Origin of the sequence: Mesorhizobium sp. M0621 (assembly GCF_040320745.1) — a bacterium.
GTDB lineage: Bacteria > Pseudomonadota > Alphaproteobacteria > Rhizobiales > Rhizobiaceae > Mesorhizobium.
Map to the genome: position 1 here is coordinate 24,792 of NZ_JAMYQF010000006.1, position 17,459 is coordinate 42,250.

A 17,459-nucleotide genomic window follows, 5' to 3' on the forward strand; every position below is an offset into this window, starting at 1 on the left:
TCCATGGCTCCGTGATATCAGAGAGATACGCCCAACCCGGTCAGGGTTTGCCGGCGTTGACGAGCATGTCCTGCTCGCGGCGTGACTGCGCCAGCCAGTTATACACCGCGCCGCCCGCCATCAAGACTGATGTGCCCAGAAACACCGAGCGCATGCCGAAATGGCCACCGGCAAAGCCGCCCAGCAAGGGGCCTGCGACCTGCCCGATGTATTGGGCGGAGATCGACAGCCCGAGCACATTGCCGCCGACCCCATCGGGAACATTATGGCGGATCACGCTGGTGATGCAGGGCAACAGCCCGCCCAGCGCCAGGCCCATCAGGAAGCGCAGGCCGATGAGTTGCCAGCTCTGCGTGACGAAGGCCTGCGGGATCAGCAGCAGCGCCGAGACGGCGAGCGCGCCGATGACGACGTTCCAGTGACCGATGCGGTCGGCGAGCTTGCCGAGGCGCGAAGCCGACAGGATGGCGCCAAGCGCAGCCGCCGACATGACGACGCCTGAGATCAGCGTCACGCGGCTCTGGTCTTCGATCAACTGCTGCACATAGACGGTGATGATCGGCTCGATCGACATGGTGGCGAAACTCAACAGCATGCCGGTCGCCAGCATGGCGATAACAGGACGCTTGTCCTGTATTTGCGCCCAGCCGCCTTTCGGCTTCTCTCTCGCAGCCGCGTCTGCTGGTTTCGGCCGGGGATTTTCCTTGATCAGAAACGTGGTCGCCAGGAACGCCAGGAAGATGACGCCACCGGACAAAAGGAAGGTAGCGCGGATGCCGATCAGCGGGGGCAGGGCGCCGCCAACCAGCGGGCCGACCAGAGCCCCACCCGTGATACCGGCCGACAGCAGGCCCAGTGCCCAGCCGGAACGCTCCTTGGGCGTTTGCATGGCGACGAGGATGGTCGATCCCGAAGAATAGCCGCCGGCAAAGCCGATCAGCAGCCGCAGCAGCACCAACTGCCAGACCGTTTGCACCATGCCCGTCAGGGACATGCATATGGCCATGCCGAAGCTGGCGCGAACCAGCATCACCTTGCGGCCGTAGCGGTCGCCGAGACGTCCCCAGAGCGGCGCCACCAGCGCCGCCGCGAAGAAGGTCGCGCCGTAGGCGATTCCCGACCACTGCACGATCGCCGCGTGGCCCTCGGCGCCGAGCTGTTCGATATAGAGCGGCAGGAACGGCAGCAGCAGCGTCATGGCGACAAGCGTCGAGAACGAACCGGCAAAACACACGAACAGATTGCGCCGCCAGTGGATGTTGTAGGTGCTGTCGGTCGCCGGGGGCGTGTTCTGCGGCATGTCATATGTCCTGTCCGAGCAATGCGGAACTGCGGGTTGCTGCGGATACCAATTTGGGATACCAAGATGGTACCCGTCATGGACGCAAGCTCAGCCGCTGTCAATGCAACCCTCTCAAACGTGAACGGGAACCGCGACCGGCAAGCCGATCGCCGGCAAATGGTCCGAAGCCGGTCCGAAAATGGAAACGACAATGTCGCAGATGCAGAGCGTCGAAAAACAGCTTCGGCAGATGATCCTGGGCCTTGAGATCGGTCCTGGCGAGAAGCTGACCGAGCGCTGGATCGAAAGCCGCTTCGGCGCGTCGCGAACCCCGATCAGGGCAGCACTTCTACGGCTCGAGACCGAGGGCCTGGTCGGCAGGGACGGACGTGGCTGGACGGTGTCGCCCATCAACCTGGCCGAACTCGAGCAGATCGCCGTCTACAGGGAGGCGGTCGAGGTTGCGGCACTTCGCCTGACATGCGGCTTGGCGGACCGGAGCGCCGTCGATGTCATCGAGGCGATGCTCGACTCCTGCGACAAGGACACGCCGCGCGAGGAATGGCATCGTGTCGGCATGGATTTTCACATCGAATTGGCGCGTCTGTCGGGCAACGAATTCCTGTTCCGGGCGGTCCGAGATGCCATGACACGCCTGTCGCGGGCGCGCTGGCTGGAGGTTCGCGACGAAGCGGCCCTCAGCCGCGCCTGGGCCGAACATCGCGCCATTCTGGCGTCGGCACGCCTCGGCGATGCCGATGAAGCCGCCCGCCTGCTTTCGACCCACATCGTCGGCAGCCGCGACCGGCTGGTGACGTCGCTGGCCAACGATCGGCGCGGTCTTCGTGCCAGAGGCTTTGCCGTCGTCGCCGCTTAAGGCGTGGGGTAGGGGACGCAAAAAGCGGCGTCTGGACCTATGCGCACTTTCGGCCTCGCTTCACAGACGCCGATGGCGTAAGGAGCGGCGATGGAAAACAACCGATTTGAAACACCTGTGACTGTGAAGTCAGTCGCGGCGGGAAGCACTCAGCTCTTGCGGACGGCGCGTGAGGCTTCCGACTACCTCCTCAACAGCTGGCCCGGCAAGCGCAGCCCCAAGCATCGCGCGGCCCTGCAGGCTTGCCATGACGCGCTGGCCGGCGACAAGCCGGCGATGAACGCCAGGCGCGCCTTCATCGCGGCAGCGCGTGAAGTGGACGTCTTCGTCAGCGACAAGGCGCCGGCCTGACACAAGCCGGCCATCTGGGCGGCTATCCGGATTGAGGCATGGCCCGCATTTGCGGGCCTTTTGCCGTCACTTTGCCTTTTCGGTTTCGCCTTCGGTCTCGTCCTCGGGCTTCGAACGTTCCCTCGCCGCAACCTTGGCTGCCAGCTTCTCGGCCTTCTTGGCCGCTTTCTGGCGGTCGCGTTCCTTGCGTTCCTGATCGTAATTTGGTGGTCGCGCCATATCGGCTCCTTTTTCACTGCTGGACCGGTTCGTCGTTTCACGGAAACGCAGAATCGCTCCATCTCTTTGTTTGACGCAATCCCATAGGGAAAGCGCTACGCGCTTTTCCCGGGAAAAGCGCTTCACGCTTTTCCCGGAATTGCTTTTAGCGGCTCTGACCCTGCCTAGGAGCATTAGCCGTCAAACACAACAGCTGAAGCGATAGTGCCCGGCGGTTTGCATCGATGACGGTCCAGGCTTGCAAGATGCGCGGCACAATGGTGTAGGGAGAACCGGGCGCCAACCCATTGGGAACTGCCCGTTTTGTTTTTATCAAGTGACTGATGGCCACAATCGCACGAACGACGGCAAAGGTTTACTACTATGCGCGAAACCTCGCGCGCGATGTCGTGCCGCAGGCGCTGTTTCGCCGGCAGCTGGCCGACCGGCTCAAGAAGGCCAGGCTCTCGGATGAGGCGGTGCGGCGGCGGCTGAATTACTACAACAAGCTGCAGGAAGCGTTTACGCCCAGCCCGGCCGCGGTGCGTATCGACAAGCTGCCTTCCACGCCGACCATGTACTATTACGATCTGAGGGAGTTTGCCCGCTATTTCGACCCGGCATTGCTCGTCGACGTCAAATTCGGCGATGTCATCAAGGTGCCGAAGGTGCCGACGCTCGTCAAGGATCGGCCGATCCGCGCCGATGACAGCAATGCGGTCATCATGAAATTCAACAAGTTTCGGCACTTCCACATGCCGGCCGACGCAACTGCATTCGCCGACAAGCGCCCGGCCGTGGTCTGGCGCGGCGATCTCAACAATCCCAAACGGACAAGATTTATCGACGCCGTGCGTGACCTGCCGTTTTGCGATGCCGGCTCGCACAAGCCGAACGCGCCGGCCGAATACGCCAAGCCCTTTCTCAGCGTCAGCCAGCAGCAGCGTTACCGCTACATCGTCTCCATCGAAGGCAACGACGTTGCGACGAACCTCAAATGGATCCTGAATTCGAACTCGCTCTGCCTGATGCCGCCGCCGACATACGAGACATGGTTTGCGGAAAAGCAGCTCGAGGCCGGTGTCCACTACGTGCCGCTGGATCCGGATTTCGCCGATGTCGCAGACAAGGTGCGCTATTTCGAACAGCACCCGGCCGAGGCCCAACGCATTATCGCCGCGGCCAATGCCTATTGCCGCCAATTCTCCAACGAACAGGACGAGCAGGCGATCTCGCTGCTCGTGATCTACAAATATTTTGTCCTCAGCGGCCAGATCGAGCCCGATCCCGAGGTCTGGCGTTTTATCGAGGGTTAGAGTGTCGCGGGCTTTGGCGCCCGCTCGTCAGATGCCGCGGCGGTCAAGAACCAGATCGGCGGGGCCGAAGCGGTCCTTTGCCGTCAGCTGCTGGTGCCAGTAGGGATAGAGCAAAGGCGGCCGGCTGACCGCGTCGAGGCGACCGCGTTCGTCGCCGGTGAGCACCAGGCTTGCCGCAGCGATGTTGTCTTGGAACTGCGTTTCGGTCCTGCCGCCGATCACCAGCGAGCTGACGGCCGGCCGGCTGAGCAGCCAGGCCAGTGCCACCTGCGCTGCCGACACACCGCGCTGCGTGCCGATCTCGACAAGCACGTCGACGATCCGCCACAGCCGGTCCTCGTCGCGGATCGGCGGTTCGGACCAGCCGGCGAGCTGGCGGGCGGTGGGGCTGTCGCGGCGGTATTTGCCGGACAGCAATCCGCCGGCAAGTGGGCTCCAGACCATAACGCCCAGCCCCTGGTCGACGGAAATCGGCAGCAATTCATACTCTGCCTCGCGCGCTTCCAGCGTGTAGTGGATCTGCTGGGTGACGAAGCGCGGCTGGTGATGGCTGTCGCTGATGCCGAGCGCCTTCATCACCTGCCAGCCGGAATAGTTGGAACAGCCGACATAGCGGATCTTGCCCTGGGCAACCAGCGTGTCGAGCGCGGCGATGGTTTCCTCCAGCGGCGTCACGCCATCCCATTCGTGCAGGAAATAGATGTCGATCACGTCGGTTTTGAGCCGCTTCAGGCTCTTCTCGCATTCGCGGATCAGATGATGGCGCGATAGGCCCTCATCGTTGGGACCTTGGCCGATCCGCATCCGTGCCTTGGACGCGATCAGCACGTCGCCCTTGCGCTTGCCGCCAAGTGCTTCGCCGATGATCTCTTCCGAAATGCCGTTCGAATAGACATTGGCGGTGTCGATGACGTTGATGCCGGCATCGATGCAGAGGTCGATCATCCGGCGCGCCTCGTCGAGGTCGGTCTTGCCGACCGCCGAAAACGCGCCGGCGCCGCCGAAAGTCATGGTGCCCATGGTCAGGGTCGAAACCTTCAAGCCGGAACGGCCGAGAGTGCGGTATTCCATGTCAGATCCTCGCGATTGCATTGGGAAAGGGGCTGGGGAGGGGTGCCCCGAATGTGACTGCTATTTGTAGGACAATTTGAGCCGCTTGTCGCCATGCCACGACGACGGATCGATCATGCCTCACGGGATTTGCAGCGGCGGCGTCACGTTCCAGGCTGCAATAAAACCGTCACTGGCGGGCTATATTGAAGTCGGCTCAGGTGTTGCCGTTCCGGGACGTAAGCCGGGAGTTTCGGGGCGCCGGACGTGCATCGACAGAGCTTGCAAGCGGAGCAGCTGAAATGACCGAGCTAAAACAGAATTCTCCTGCCAGGGACTGGCTGGAAGCCGAGCTCGCCGACACGCTCGACGAGGACTATGAGCTCGAAATGTCGGAGCCGGCGCTGTCGATGGAGATCGCCAAGATCTACAAGAATGCGCATCCGCCTTCGATCGATCGCATGCAATATTTTCGCGACCTGATCACCTTGCAGTCCGAACTGATCAAGCTGCAGTCCTGGGTCGCCTACCACAAGAAGAAGCTGGTGGTGATCTTCGAGGGGCGCGATTCGGCCGGCAAGGGCGGCGTCATCAAGCGCATCACGCAGCGGCTCAATCCGCGCATCTGCCGTGTAGTGGCACTGCCGGCGCCGACCGAGCGCGAGAAGTCGCAATGGTATTTCCAGCGCTATGTCCCGCATCTGCCGGCCGGCGGCGAAATCGTGCTGTTCGACCGCTCCTGGTACAACCGCTCGGGCGTCGAACGAGTGATGGGCTTTGCCCAGCCCGATCAGGTCGAAGAATTCTTCCGCGACGTGCCGGAGTTCGAGCGCATGCTGGTCCGCTCGGGCATCACCGTGGTCAAATACTGGTTCTCGATCACCGATGAGGAACAGCAGATGCGCTTCCTGATGCGCATCCACGATCCGATGAAGCAATGGAAACTGTCGCCGATGGACCTGCAGTCGCGCGTGCGCTGGGAGCAGTACACCAAGGCCAAGGAAGAGACCTTCGCCCGCACCAACATCCCGGAGGCGCCCTGGTTCATCGTCGAGGGCAATGACAAGAAGCGGGCGCGGCTGAACTGCATCGGCCATCTGCTTAAGCAGATGCCGTATGAGGAAGTGCCGCACGAGGAGATCACGCTGCCGGAGCGCGTCTTCAATCCCGAATACGAACGCCAGGTGCTGCCGCGCGAACTCTACGTGCCGGAAAAGTATTGAAGATTCTTCCTTCTCCCCGTCACTATACGGGGAGAAGGTGCCGGCAGGCGGATGAGGGGCGGCGCTGATTTAGACAGTTGAACTCGGTAAAGTCGCTGAACGGGCGAAGCTTATTCTGCGCCCATATTGCCATCGGTGGCATTCTCGGCAACACAATATTCAACATTCGACCGGCCGCGCCGCCCCTCATTGCCCTGCCGGGCATTTCTCCCCGTATAGTGACGGGGAGAAAGAGCTGTAACTACTTCCGCTTGATGGTGACGTGCGTGGCGAGCGGCGTCGCAACCTGCTCGCTGCAGACATAGCCGAGCTTGACCATGTCGAGGCCGGCAAAAAGGTTCTCGCCCGTACCGAGCAGCACCGGCGCGATCGCCAGATGCATCTCGTCGATCAGCTTCTCCTGGAGATATTGCTGGATTGTGGCGACGCCGCCGCCCACCCGCACGTCCTTGTCATCAGCCGCTGCTTTTGCCTGTTCAAGCGCCGAATGGATGCCGTCGGTGATGAAATAAAAGGTCGTGCCGCCCTCCATGACGATCGGTTCGCGCTTGTGATGGGTCAACACGAAAACCGGCACATGATAGGGCGGGTTATCGCCCCACCAGCCCTTCCAGCTGTCATCGGGCCATTCGCCGCGGATCGGCCCGAACATGTTGCGGCCGAGGATCCAGGCGCCGACATTTTCGAAACTGCGCGCCGCGAACGCCTCGTTGATATCGGTGGTGCCGCCATCTTGTCCGAGCACCATCTCACGGAAAGTGCGGGTGTCGACAAACCACTTGTGCAAGGATTCCCCACCGACGCCGAGCGGATTTTGCAGATCCTGATCCGGACCGGCGCCATAGCCGTCGAGCGACAGGGTGAAAGCATTGACGCGAAGTTTGGGCATGCGAGCCTCCTCAAATAACCAGTTGTATTTTGCAATCAGTTTCTTGTAGCAAACTGATTGCGAATTGCAAGTGGTATTTCTAGGGCGACGATCGGACTGTCGGCTCTGAAGACAAGCCAGCGGCCTCGCTGGCGAGAACCGGTCGCTGCTGCCGCGCTAGTTACACGCGGTAGTTACATGTGCAGACAAGAATCCGATGCGCAAAAAATACTCCTTCTGGATGCGATTGCGTATGACGAGATAAATCTCACACTTCCCCTTGCGCCGCGAAACAGGATGCCGCCGCAGCCTGTCTGCTGGCCACAATTATTGGCGCCGCGATGCTTCGAGCATACGTTCGACAGCAAGACGTAGTGGCGGCAGGCTGTCGGTCACTACAGCCCATACTATCGTACCGGAGGTCTTGTGATATTCGTGACGCAAAATGTTGCCTATCCCACGAACTTGTTTCCATGGAATCTCGGGGGCAAGGGCTGCCAAATCCTCCGGAATGTGCCGGGCAGCTTCGGAAATGATTTCGATCCCGCGCTCGATGCCATGTCGAAGCAGCCAGTCGCTATTGAAGTCATCCAGAGTCTTGCCTGCGGTGGCAGCGCCGATGCCGTCCAAGGCTTCTATGATTTCGGCTAGAATCGGTTCGATCCGGCGCACTGCCATCAGAATATTCGCACGGCAGATCGTTCGATATCGGCCTTCAACATGGGATTGAGGCTGTCGCGGGTGGTGATATCGATCTCCGCTGCCATCTTCTCTTCAAGAAATTGCTTGATGCCGGCCAGATCGATCAGCGAAAAGCGCCTTGCAGGATCATAATCGATGAAGAGGTCGAGATCGCTGTCAGGCCCTGCGTCGCCCCGCAAAGTCGATCCGAAGAGATAAAGCGAAGTCGCGCCCATGCCTTTGATGGCATCTGCATTTCTCTGCAACCGCTCTATGACCTCATTCCTGCTCATGAATTCATTCTAGCGGATTGCGTTAAAATTCCAAACGACCTAGCGGCCTATCCCTTCAGCAGCTCCGCCACTTCGGGCGCGAAATAGGTCAAAATGCCGTCGCAGCCGGCGCGCTTGAAGGCGAGCAGGCTTTCCAGCATCGCCTTTTCGCCATCGATCCAGCCATTGGCGCCCGCCGCCTTGATCATCGAATATTCGCCGGACACCTGGTAGGCGAAGGTCGGCATCTGGAATTCGTCCTTCAGCCGCCGGATGATGTCGAGATAGGGCAGGCCGGGCTTGACCATCAGCATGTCGGCGCCTTCCGCGATGTCCTGTTCGGCCTCGCGCACCGCTTCGTCGGAATTGGCGTGGTCGATATAGTAGGTCTTCTTGTCGCCCTTGAGCAGGCCGGCGGTGCCCACCGCCTCGCGATAGGGGCCGTAGAAGGCCGACGCGAATTTGGTCGCGTAGGACATGATCGCCACGTCCTGAAAACCGTTGGCGTCGAGCGCGTCGCGGATGGCGCCGATGCGGCCGTCCATCATGTCGGACGGCGCAATGATGTCGGCGCCAGCCGCCGCCTGGATGACGGCCGCGGCGGTCACCTGTTCCACGGTCTCGTCGTTGACGATGATGCCATCGCGCAGGATGCCGTCATGACCATGGCTGGTGAACGGGTCGAGCGCGGCGTCGGTGATGATGCCGATCTCCGGCACCGCGTCCTTGATCGCACGGGTGGCGCGGTTGATGACATTGTCGGGGTCGAGAATGTGCGAGCCGGTCTGGTCGCGCAGCGAGATGTCGACATTGGGGAAGGTGGCAAGTGCGGGAATGCCGAGTTTTGCCGCGCGCTCGGCCTCCTTGACGGCGAGATCGATCGACAGGCGGAAGACCCCCGGCATGGCGGCGATCGGCTCGCGCACTTGTCTGCCGTCGACGACGAAGATCGGCCAGATCAAATCGTCGACCGAGAGCCTGTTCTCCTGCACGAGACGGCGCGACCAGTCTGCCTTGCGCATGCGGCGCAAGCGGCGGCTGCCGGTGACGTCGTCGACGCTGCGTGCGCCGGCTGGCTTTGCGGGGGTGAATTTGTTCATCGCCAAAACTCTCGTTCGGCGGCTTTTTACCACGAGCCCCCGCCGCTGACCAATGCGACACGTTTGTGCCAGCGATCCGGCCGGGGCCTACTTCGGTTGGCCATTGCCCGACAGGATCTGCGCCGCGCCACGTATGGCAATGCGAAAAGCCTCGTCGAAGCCGACGCCGCGCACTTCCCACTGATAGGTCTTACCGGCCATCGCCAGCCGCCAGTCGGCGATCCAGCCCAACTCCTTGTCGCTCCAAACGAGGCTGCCGGAAAGCGCCTGATCGGCGCCGGCCTTTTTCGCGATTGTGTCCAGCTTGGTCACCTCGGCGTTGCGAAGCGCCTGATCGTCCAGCCCGGCCTGCGACAGCAGTGCTGCCGTTGGAAAAGTCACCTGCATGGCCAGTGGCAGGGCGGCATTGCTGAACGATTCGCGCATCAGCACGTCGCGCTCGTCATCGGCATCGAGCGCGAAATGGCTTGTACCGCGCTCGGTCGCCAAAAACACCGCCAGCCGTGGCCGCTCGGTCAGCCACGGCCTGCTGCCGAGCGAAGCCAGCACCGGGTCGATGTCAGCTGGCTTGTACTGGCAATAGAGATTGTGAGGCCGATCATACGTGCCCTGGTCGTCATGGTTAGGAATGCCTTCCATGCGGTCCCGATAGCTGAAGCCGGCGACGAAGCTGCCGGCCTTGTCCCGCAGTGCCGCCATCTCCGGTTTTGCCGGCAGACGTTGATCGCCGGAAACCCGGACCAGAACCGCGTCGAGACAGCGCTTGAAGCCGGCCTGGCGGTTTTTCTCGTATTTGCCGTTGACGATGGTCTGAGATTTGTAGAGGTCTTCCAAAGTCGTCGCCACGGCAGGGTCAGCAGCCAGGCAGATGCCGATCAGCCCAATTGCCACCAGCGCAACGCGCGAAAATCGGGTCATAGGCAATCGTCCCGTTCGAAGACCCACCAGAGCTGTGCTGCAACGACGCCGTCCAGTTTTCCAGCATTGCAGCTCGATTTTTAGCACTGGTTCTTGGCCCGGGCCAGAGGTTGCACTGGTATGCTCGCCATTGACGCACCCATGCGCCACGCTTTAGCACTTCAATCCCGGCGGCGCGGGGGAGGGATTCTTTCACGATGGATTTTGGCGGAGGCGACGAGATCCGCTTCGAACATCTGGGCCGGGCCGGCGTCGTCACCTTGACGCGGCCTCAGGCGCTCAATGCCCTGACGCATCGCATGATCAGGGCGCTCGACGCTGCCCTTTCCGCCTGGGAGACCGACCAAGGCGTCGATGTGGTCGTCGTCAAGGCCGAGGGCAGGGCCTTTTCGGCCGGCGGCGATATCCTGCATGTCTATGAGACCGGCCGGGCGGGAAAACCGCCGGTCGAGTTCTTCGCCGACGAATACCGGCTCAACGCCCGCGTCAACAGCTCCAGGAAACCCTATGTCGCCCTGATCGACGGCATCGTCATGGGCGGCGGCGTCGGCATTTCCTTCCACGGCTCGCACCGGGTGATGACCGAAAATGCCCAGTTCGCCATGCCGGAGGTCGGCATCGGCTTTTTCCCCGATGTCGGCGCCAGCCACCTGCTGCCCGATCTCGGCGGTTCCTTCGGCATGTATCTGGCGCTGACCGGCAATCGCATCCGCTATGGCGATGCGCTGTGGTCTGGGCTGGCCACCCACACCATCAAGGCAGAGGACCAGAGCGGCTTCCTCGAACGGCTGACACTGACCGGCGATCCGGAATCGGTGCTGCGTGGCTGCTTCGTCCAGGCAAGGCGAGAGACCGACAGGCAGACGCTGGAGGCGATATCGAGCCATTTTTCGCAACCGTCCCTGAAACACATCATCGACAGCCTGGAGCGTGCGGCGGGCGCCGACGAGTTCGCGGCAAAGACGCTGGCGACGATCCGGACCCGCTCGCCGACCAGCCTGCGCGTCGCCTGGCGCCAGATCAGCGCCGGGCTGACCCTGTCGATGGAAGCATGCATGAAGATGGAGTTCCGCATTCTCAACCGGATGCTTCTCGGCCATGATTTCTACGAAGGCATCCGCGCCGCCATCATCGACAAGGGCTCGAAGCCGCAATGGCGTCCGGCGAGCCTCGATGCGGTCAGCGAGGCCGATGTCGACGCCTATTTCGCTCCGTTGGGCGAAAGGGAGCTCTTGATATGAGCGAGGTGACCTCGAGACGCGTCGTGCTGCAGCCCTCCGGGGTGGAGGTGATCTTCGCCTGGTTCCAGCGCGTCATATCGGGCTACTGCCTGCTGTTCGGCATTCTCTACTGGATCAAGCTGATCGGCTTCTATCCGGGACCGCTGTGGCGTTTCGACCTTATGCCCGTGCACTGGCAGGTGGCCGCGGTGGTGCTGGCCGTGTTCTTTCCCTTCGCCGCCGCCGGCCTGTGGATGCTGGCGTCCTGGGGCCCGGTGATCTGGTTCATTTGCGCGGCCACCGAGACCGTGATGTATGCCGGCTTTCCCGAGCTTTTCGGCCACCGAATGCTCATCGTCATCTCGCATGCGGCGGTGGCGGTGCTCTACATCGTCTTCCGCGTCGTCATCTACCTGCAAAAGCGCCCGGTTCGCCACTAAGCCCTTGAGCACATTGGCGACCTGGCGGCTGCCTGAACTCAGCCCCGAAATCGTTGCCGAAATCTTTAGGTTAATTGTCCTTGCTCGGGTGACCGTTCGTTAAGCCTCTTTCGAAACCTGTTACCGGTAAGCTCTTGTTAGCCCTAGCGTTTAAGTCGAATTTTATGAGTATTCGATAGTGTCGCGATCAAGGTGAAAAACAAAAAATCACCAGGGCGACAAACGAGAGGCAAAGACAATGATCAATTCGCGTCCGGCGGCGAAGACCGCCAACGTATCCGACGATCGCCGCGAGGCTATCCGTTCCCTGTACATGGAATCGCTGCAGCTTGTTGAGCGGCTGCACCGCCGCCTGCTTGATGTCATCAAGGACGAGTTCGACCGCAACGGCCGTTCCGACATCAATGCCATCCAGGCGCTGCTGCTGTTCAACATCGGCAATTCCGAGCTGACCGCCGGCGAGCTGCGCTCGCGTGGCTACTATCTCGGCTCGAACGTTTCCTACAATCTGAAGAAGCTGGTCGATCTCGGCTTCATCAACCACCAGCGCTCGCGCATCGACCGCCGTTCGGTCCGCGTCTCGCTGACCCCGAAGGGCAACGAGGTCGCGGAAGTTGTTGCCGGTCTCTACGAGCGCCATGTCGGATCGATCGAGCAGGTCGGCGGCATCAACACCGACGAGTTCAAGCAGATGAACCGCGCTTTGCAGCGGCTCGACCGCTTCTGGAACGACACCATCGCGTACCGGATGTAAGACATCCGCCGCATCAGATCCGGCCCGCGCCACAGAAGCGCGGCCGCACTATCGACCTTCAGTCAGGGCCGGTGCCGAAAAGCATCGGTCCGTTTCTTTTCGGAATGCCGGCCGGTCGGATTTGAGAGCAAGGCCACGTTGCCGCCATATTCCAATGGAACCGAGAGTGGCAGTGATGCTGTGGTGAAGACCATGCGTTCACCGGCAACCCGTATCGCGCCTCGTGCGTCGTCACACCAAGATGATACGGACCATGGTTGGCTAATTGTTAAGATTGCCAATTTTAGAGTGCGGGCGAGATCGCCCGGTGATCAACGCAGCAAGTGATCGAACTGCTACAAATGTCTGGAACGTCCATGAAAACCAGCCGCCGCTTTTTCCTTTCCGGTGCCTCCGCGCTCGCAGCCGCTGTTGTCGCCGGCGGCGCCAATGCGCAGGATGTGATCGGTGATATCCTGAAATCGTCGGCGCGCGGCAATTGGGATGACCAGTTCGACGCCCGCGCCAGCGAAGGCGGCAAGGTGGCATCGACGCTGCCGATCTTCAGCCCGCAGACCGTCGCCTTCACGGAACAGGCGGTGTCGCAATATCAGAACATCGCCGGGCAGGGTGGCTGGGTAGAGGTTCCCGCGACCAAGAAACTGCAGCTCGGCGTCGATGATCCCGATGTCGTGCCGTTGCGCAAGCGGTTGATGGTCTCTGGCGACCTGTCGCAGAGCGCCGGCGTTTCGACGGCTTTCGATTCCTACGTCGACTCGGCGGTCAAGCGCTTCCAGTTGCGTCACGGCCTGCCGGCTGACGGCGCGATGGGCAAATACACCTACGCGGCGATGAATGTCTCGGCGCAGATCCGGCTTGGCCAGTTGCAGACCAATCTGCAGCGGCTGCGCGAGAAGGCCGGCACGCTGGGCAGCCGCTACGTGCTCGTCGACATCCCGGCGGCGCAGATCGAAGCGGTCGAAAACGACCGCGTCGTGCTTCGCCATACCGCCATCGTCGGCAAGATCGATCGCCAGACGCCGATCGTCAATTCCAAGATCAACGAGATCATCGTCAATCCGTACTGGAACGCGCCGGTCTCGATCGTACGCAAGGACATCATTCCGCTGATGCGGAAGAATCCCGATTATCTGAAGGACAGCCATATCCGCCTGTTCGCGCCGGATGGCAGCGAAGTCGATCCGTTGAACGTGGACTGGTCGACCGACGACGCGGAGAAGTACCGGTTCCGCCAGGATCCGGGTTCGGAAAACGCCATGGCCTCGGTCAAGATCAATTTCCCGAGCCCCGACGGGGTCTACATGCATGACACCCCGCAGCAGAGCCTGTTCGGCAAGATGATGCGCTTCGATTCCTCGGGCTGCGTGCGCGTCCAGAACGTGCGCGACCTCGTCACCTGGATCCTGCGCGACACGCCCGGCTGGGACCGCCAGCATTTCGAGGCGGCGATCAAGACCGGCCAAAACACGCCGATCCAGGTCACCAACCCGGTGCCGGTCCACTTCCTTTATCTCTCGGCTTGGTCGACTGGTCCGGGCGTCGTGCAGTTCCGCGACGACGTCTACGCGCTCGACGGCGCCAACGAGCTGCAGATCACGTCTTCGCTTTAAACTGCTGATTTTTTTATAAAAAAGGCCGCCGATCAGGGCGGCCTTTTCGTTGCTCGGGTTCCCACTGCGTTTTTCGCGGGGAGGCGCGGCTGGACGGATCGGCCGGCTTTGCGCATGGTCGGCGGGAAAGTCTGGAACCGGACCATGGAAGTCGCCGTCTTCATTCTGGTTGTACTCGTCTTCGTCGCGCTTTCCGGCGCGTTGGTCCGCCTGGTGCGGGTGCCGTTGCCGGTGCTGCAAATTGCGATCGGTGCCGCACTCGCCTGGCCGGTGCGCGGCATCCATGTCGAGATCGATCCGGAACTGTTCCTGCTGGTGTTCATTCCGCCGCTGCTGTTCGGCGATGCCTATGGTGCGCCGAAGCGTGAATTGATGGCGCTGCGCGGACCGATCCTCGACCTTGCCATCGGGCTCGTCTTCTTCACCATCGTCGGCTTCGGCTACGCCTTGCACTGGCTGGTGCCGAGCATTCCACTGGTCGTTGCTTTCGCGCTCGCCGCGGTGCTGTCGCCGACCGATGCGGTGGCCGTGTCCTCGATCGTCGACAAGAATGTCGTTCCGGCGCGGCTGATGCACATTCTGGAAGGCGAGTCGCTGCTCAACGATGCGTCGGGCCTCGTGATGTTCCGCTTTGCCGTGGCAGCAGTGCTGACCGGCAGCTTTTCCTTTGCCGCGGCATCGCTGAGTTTCCTCTATGCCGTGGCTGTCGGCATCCTGATCGGCGTGGCGGCGTTGTTCGTCGCCGCCAAGCTGCTGCAATTGCTCAACCGCATCGGCGGCGTGCCGGCCGAGGCGCAGGTGCTGGTGATGATCCTGCTGCCCTTCATCGCCTATCTCGGCGCCGAGCACGTCGGGGCGTCCGGCATCCTGGCGGCGGTCACCGCCGGGCTGCTCACCGGCGGGTCCGGCGTGTTCCGCTTCCTCGGCGTCTCGGCGCGCATGCAGACGATGTCGCTTTGGACGACGCTTTCCTTCGTTTTCAACGGCGCTCTCTTCATCGTGCTCGGGCTGCAGCTTCCCGACATCATCCGCCACGTGCCGCCGGAACTCATGAGCCTGCATCCGATCATCCAGCCGATCGCGACAGTCATCGCGCTGACACTGTGCCTGATCGTCTTGCGCTTCCTGTGGATCTGGGTCGGCGACATCGCGGCCGGCATCGCGGCGCGCCTGGGCAAGCGCAAGGTGGAGCCGTTCGGGATGCGCGTGCGGCTCGCCGGTTCGGTGGCCGGCGTGCGCGGCGCGATCACGCTGGCCGGCCTCCTGTCACTGCCGCTCGCCCTGCCGGACGGCTCGCCGTTTCCGGCGCGCGATCTGGTCATCTTCCTCGCCGCCGGCGTCATCATCTGCTCGCTGGTCTTCGCCAGTCTCGCTCTGCCGACGATCGCCAGGGGGCTGGTCGAACCGGGCGAGGATGTTGGTGCCGCGGAGGAACGCCTGGCGCGTGTCGGCGCCGCCAAGGCGGCAATCGCGCGCATCGAGAGCATTGCCGGGGCGGAGGATGAGGGCGGCGAGGTGCCCGGCGCCAGGCTTGCCGCCGCCGAGAACATCGTCGCAGGGTACCGGCGGCGCATCGCCGCCTCCGATGAAGCCGATGAGGCCCGCGCCGAGGCCCGCGAATCCGGAAGGCTGGAGCTGGAACTGCGGCTCGCCGGCATCGAGGCCGAGCGCGCAGCCGTGCGTGACATGTTTCGCAGCGGCGAGATCAACGACCATGCGTCGCAGGCGCTATTTATCGAGATCACGCTCACCGAGGCCCTGCTGAAAGGCCGCAAGGCGAGGAAATAGCCTCTTGTTGCCTCGCTGGCGCAAACCGGCCAGCAAATTTCGCGCCGCAAACATGGCGGGGGGAAAACAACTGTGTTAATGGCGCCGCGTGCATGTCGCCCAAAAGTGTACAGCGGTTTTGGGGCAACGACATGCATAAGCAAATTGCCCCCGAACCCCGAGGATTTCAGGCCATGGCAACAGCAGCGGCAGTGTCGAACAAATTCGAATCTTTCTTCGAAACCACGCTGGCCGATGCCGATCCGGAGATTTTCGGCGCCATCCGCAACGAACTCGGTCGCCAGCGCCACGAGATCGAGCTGATCGCCTCGGAAAACATTGTTTCCCGCGCTGTACTTGAGGCGCAGGGCTCGATCATGACCAACAAATATGCCGAGGGCTATCCAGGCAAGCGCTATTATGGCGGCTGCCAGTTCGTCGACGTGGCCGAGGAACTGGCGATCGAGCGGGCCAAGAAGCTGTTCGGCTGCAACTTCGCCAACGTCCAGCCGAATTCCGGCAGTCAGATGAACCAGGCCGTCTTCCTGGCGCTCTTGCAGCCCGGTGACACTTTCATGGGCCTCGACCTCAATTCGGGCGGGCATCTGACCCACGGTTCGCCCGTCAACATGAGCGGCAAGTGGTTCAAGGTCGTGTCGTATGGCGTGCGCAAGGACGACCATCTGCTCGACATGGACGCCATAGAGAAGACCGCGCATGAGACCAAGCCGAAGCTGATCCTGGCCGGCGGCACTGCCTATTCGCGCGTCTGGGACTGGAAGCGCTTTCGCGAGATCGCCGATGCGGTCGGCGCCTATCTCATGGTCGACATGGCGCACATTGCTGGCCTGGTCGCCGGTGGCGTGCATCCTTCGCCACTGCCGCACGCGCATGTCGTGACGACCACCACGCATAAATCGCTGCGCGGCCCGCGCGGCGGGATGATCCTGTGCAATGACGAGGACATCGCCAAGAAGATGAACTCGGCGGTGTTCCCCGGCCTGCAGGGCGGCCCGCTGATGCATGTCATCGCCGCCAAGGCGGTCGCCTTCGGCGAAGCGCTCAAGCCGAGCTTCAAGGTCTATGCCGAGAGCGTCGCCGCCAACGCCAAGGCGCTCGCCTCCAGTCTCAAGGAGACCGGTCTCGATATCGTCTCCGGCGGCACCGACAACCATCTGATGCTGGTCGACCTGCGGCCCAAGAACGCCACCGGCAAGCGCGCCGAGGCAGCGCTGGGCCGCGCCAACATCACCTGCAACAAGAACGGCATCCCGTTCGATCCGGAAAAGCCTTTCGTCACCTCCGGCGTGCGTCTCGGCACCCCTGCCGGCACCACCCGCGGCTTCGGCCAGGCCGAGTTCCGAGAGATCGGCAAGCTGATCGCCGAAGTGCTGGATGGTCTCAAGGTCGCCAATTCCGACGAGGGCAATGCGGCTGTCGAAGCGGCGGTCAAGGCCAAGGTCGTGGCGCTGACCGATCGTTTCCCGCTCTATCCCTATCTCGGTTGACCTGACGCGAGGCGTCATCTCTTA

18 protein-coding genes are annotated in these 17,459 nt (G+C 62.0%); 10 read left to right on the forward strand and 8 right to left on the reverse strand.

What is annotated here, in order from left to right; all coding sequences use genetic code 11:
• Positions 1–40: 40 nt before the first annotated feature.
• Complete coding sequence (locus NKI38_RS06060) at positions 41–1,300, reverse strand: multidrug efflux MFS transporter (RefSeq protein ID WP_352655624.1); 1,260 nt, start codon at positions 1,298–1,300, stop codon at positions 41–43.
• 193 nt (positions 1,301–1,493) lie between these two features.
• Here NKI38_RS06060 and NKI38_RS06065 point away from each other — a divergent pair, with 193 nt between their 5' ends.
• Together NKI38_RS06065 and NKI38_RS06070 are read left to right on the forward strand one after the other, a co-directional pair.
• A complete protein-coding gene (locus NKI38_RS06065; protein ID WP_352655625.1) occupies positions 1,494–2,159 on the forward strand; it encodes a GntR family transcriptional regulator in 666 nt (221 codons plus the stop codon).
• 117 nt (positions 2,160–2,276) lie between these two features.
• Complete coding sequence (locus NKI38_RS06070) at positions 2,277–2,510, forward strand: DUF982 domain-containing protein (RefSeq protein ID WP_244506945.1); 234 nt, start codon at positions 2,277–2,279, stop codon at positions 2,508–2,510.
• Positions 2,511–2,576: 66 nt separating this feature from the next.
• On the opposite strand, the gene NKI38_RS06075 is transcribed toward NKI38_RS06070, so the two are convergent.
• Positions 2,577–2,855, reverse strand: a complete 279-nt coding sequence (locus tag NKI38_RS06075) for a hypothetical protein (RefSeq protein ID WP_352655864.1) — start codon at positions 2,853–2,855, stop codon at positions 2,577–2,579.
• Positions 2,856–3,052: 197 nt separating this feature from the next.
• On the opposite strand from NKI38_RS06075, the gene NKI38_RS06080 reads away from it, so the two are divergent.
• Complete coding sequence (locus tag NKI38_RS06080) at positions 3,053–4,024, forward strand: glycosyl transferase family 90 (protein WP_352655627.1); 972 nt, start codon at positions 3,053–3,055, stop codon at positions 4,022–4,024.
• Between the two features lie 27 nt (positions 4,025–4,051).
• On the opposite strand, the gene NKI38_RS06085 is transcribed toward NKI38_RS06080, so the two are convergent.
• Positions 4,052–5,095 carry an aldo/keto reductase gene (locus tag NKI38_RS06085; RefSeq protein ID WP_352655629.1) on the reverse strand — a complete coding sequence of 348 codons (1,044 nt, stop codon included), beginning with the start codon at positions 5,093–5,095 and terminating at the stop codon, positions 4,052–4,054.
• A 281-nt stretch (positions 5,096–5,376) separates the two neighbouring features.
• On the opposite strand from NKI38_RS06085, the gene ppk2 reads away from it, so the two are divergent.
• Entirely contained in the window at positions 5,377–6,297 is a 921-nt protein-coding gene (ppk2, locus tag NKI38_RS06090; RefSeq protein WP_352635667.1) for a polyphosphate kinase 2, read from the forward strand.
• 241 nt (positions 6,298–6,538) lie between these two features.
• Here ppk2 and NKI38_RS06095 read toward each other — a convergent pair whose 3' ends face one another.
• The 5 genes from NKI38_RS06095 to NKI38_RS06115 all read right to left on the reverse strand — a co-directional run bounded on the left by NKI38_RS06095 (position 6,539) and on the right by NKI38_RS06115 (position 10,136).
• Positions 6,539–7,186 carry a dihydrofolate reductase family protein gene (locus NKI38_RS06095; protein WP_352655631.1) on the reverse strand — a complete coding sequence of 216 codons (648 nt, stop codon included), beginning with the start codon at positions 7,184–7,186 and terminating at the stop codon, positions 6,539–6,541.
• A 306-nt stretch (positions 7,187–7,492) separates the two neighbouring features.
• Positions 7,493–7,843 (reverse strand): HepT-like ribonuclease domain-containing protein, encoded by a 351-nt coding sequence (locus NKI38_RS06100; protein WP_352655633.1) that lies wholly within the window; start codon positions 7,841–7,843, stop codon positions 7,493–7,495.
• A complete protein-coding gene (locus NKI38_RS06105) occupies positions 7,843–8,139 on the reverse strand; it encodes a nucleotidyltransferase family protein (protein ID WP_352655635.1) in 297 nt (98 codons plus the stop codon). Before NKI38_RS06105 ends, NKI38_RS06100 begins: the two co-directional genes overlap by 1 nt.
• Before the next feature lie 47 nt (positions 8,140–8,186).
• The gene (gene hemB, locus NKI38_RS06110; RefSeq protein ID WP_352655636.1) at positions 8,187–9,218 is read right to left on the reverse strand and encodes a porphobilinogen synthase; all 1,032 of its coding nucleotides are present in this window, start codon (positions 9,216–9,218) and stop codon (positions 8,187–8,189) included.
• An 87-nt stretch (positions 9,219–9,305) separates the two neighbouring features.
• Positions 9,306–10,136 (reverse strand): DUF8605 domain-containing protein, encoded by an 831-nt coding sequence (locus tag NKI38_RS06115; RefSeq protein ID WP_352655638.1) that lies wholly within the window; start codon positions 10,134–10,136, stop codon positions 9,306–9,308.
• A gap of 197 nt (positions 10,137–10,333) precedes the next feature.
• Between NKI38_RS06115 and NKI38_RS06120 the strand changes: the two genes are divergently transcribed.
• The 6 genes from NKI38_RS06120 (at position 10,334) to glyA (ending at position 17,435) form a co-directional block, all read left to right on the forward strand.
• The gene (locus NKI38_RS06120) at positions 10,334–11,377 is read left to right on the forward strand and encodes an enoyl-CoA hydratase/isomerase family protein (protein WP_352655640.1); all 1,044 of its coding nucleotides are present in this window, start codon (positions 10,334–10,336) and stop codon (positions 11,375–11,377) included.
• Entirely contained in the window at positions 11,374–11,796 is a 423-nt protein-coding gene (locus NKI38_RS06125) for a DUF6163 family protein (RefSeq protein WP_352655642.1), read from the forward strand. Before NKI38_RS06120 ends, NKI38_RS06125 begins: the two co-directional genes overlap by 4 nt.
• A gap of 238 nt (positions 11,797–12,034) precedes the next feature.
• Positions 12,035–12,550 carry a transcriptional regulator LdtR gene (ldtR, locus tag NKI38_RS06130; protein ID WP_008875359.1) on the forward strand — a complete coding sequence of 172 codons (516 nt, stop codon included), beginning with the start codon at positions 12,035–12,037 and terminating at the stop codon, positions 12,548–12,550.
• A 356-nt stretch (positions 12,551–12,906) separates the two neighbouring features.
• Positions 12,907–14,160 (forward strand): L,D-transpeptidase family protein, encoded by a 1,254-nt coding sequence (locus NKI38_RS06135; RefSeq protein ID WP_352655644.1) that lies wholly within the window; start codon positions 12,907–12,909, stop codon positions 14,158–14,160.
• A gap of 144 nt (positions 14,161–14,304) precedes the next feature.
• On the forward strand, positions 14,305–15,948 hold the full coding sequence (locus tag NKI38_RS06140) for a Na+/H+ antiporter (protein ID WP_352655646.1): 1,644 nt from the start codon (positions 14,305–14,307) through the stop codon (positions 15,946–15,948).
• A gap of 173 nt (positions 15,949–16,121) precedes the next feature.
• Complete coding sequence (gene glyA / locus NKI38_RS06145; protein ID WP_352635843.1) at positions 16,122–17,435, forward strand: serine hydroxymethyltransferase; 1,314 nt, start codon at positions 16,122–16,124, stop codon at positions 17,433–17,435.
• The last annotated feature ends 24 nt before the right edge of the window (positions 17,436–17,459 follow it).

Bases quoted from the DNA above. Each gene is read 5' to 3' on its own strand.
- NKI38_RS06080 (WP_352655627.1), top strand. From the start codon at position 3,053: ATGGCCACAATCGCACGAACGACGGCAAAGGTTTACTACTATGCGCGA.
- NKI38_RS06125 (WP_352655642.1), top strand. From the start codon at position 11,374: ATGAGCGAGGTGACCTCGAGACGCGTCGTGCTGCAGCCCTCCGGGGTG.
- NKI38_RS06135 (WP_352655644.1), top strand. From the start codon at position 12,907: ATGAAAACCAGCCGCCGCTTTTTCCTTTCCGGTGCCTCCGCGCTCGCA.
- NKI38_RS06100 (WP_352655633.1), bottom strand. From the start codon at position 7,843: ATGGCAGTGCGCCGGATCGAACCGATTCTAGCCGAAATCATAGAAGCC.
- ppk2 (WP_352635667.1), top strand. From the start codon at position 5,377: ATGACCGAGCTAAAACAGAATTCTCCTGCCAGGGACTGGCTGGAAGCC.
- ldtR (WP_008875359.1), top strand. From the start codon at position 12,035: ATGATCAATTCGCGTCCGGCGGCGAAGACCGCCAACGTATCCGACGAT.
- NKI38_RS06120 (WP_352655640.1), top strand. From the start codon at position 10,334: ATGGATTTTGGCGGAGGCGACGAGATCCGCTTCGAACATCTGGGCCGG.
- NKI38_RS06060 (WP_352655624.1), bottom strand. From the start codon at position 1,300: ATGCCGCAGAACACGCCCCCGGCGACCGACAGCACCTACAACATCCAC.
- NKI38_RS06140 (WP_352655646.1), top strand. From the start codon at position 14,305: ATGGAAGTCGCCGTCTTCATTCTGGTTGTACTCGTCTTCGTCGCGCTT.
- hemB (WP_352655636.1), bottom strand. From the start codon at position 9,218: ATGAACAAATTCACCCCCGCAAAGCCAGCCGGCGCACGCAGCGTCGAC.
- NKI38_RS06105 (WP_352655635.1), bottom strand. From the start codon at position 8,139: ATGAGCAGGAATGAGGTCATAGAGCGGTTGCAGAGAAATGCAGATGCC.
- NKI38_RS06095 (WP_352655631.1), bottom strand. From the start codon at position 7,186: ATGCCCAAACTTCGCGTCAATGCTTTCACCCTGTCGCTCGACGGCTAT.
- NKI38_RS06085 (WP_352655629.1), bottom strand. From the start codon at position 5,095: ATGGAATACCGCACTCTCGGCCGTTCCGGCTTGAAGGTTTCGACCCTG.
- NKI38_RS06115 (WP_352655638.1), bottom strand. From the start codon at position 10,136: ATGACCCGATTTTCGCGCGTTGCGCTGGTGGCAATTGGGCTGATCGGC.
- glyA (WP_352635843.1), top strand. From the start codon at position 16,122: ATGGCAACAGCAGCGGCAGTGTCGAACAAATTCGAATCTTTCTTCGAA.
- NKI38_RS06065 (WP_352655625.1), top strand. From the start codon at position 1,494: ATGTCGCAGATGCAGAGCGTCGAAAAACAGCTTCGGCAGATGATCCTG.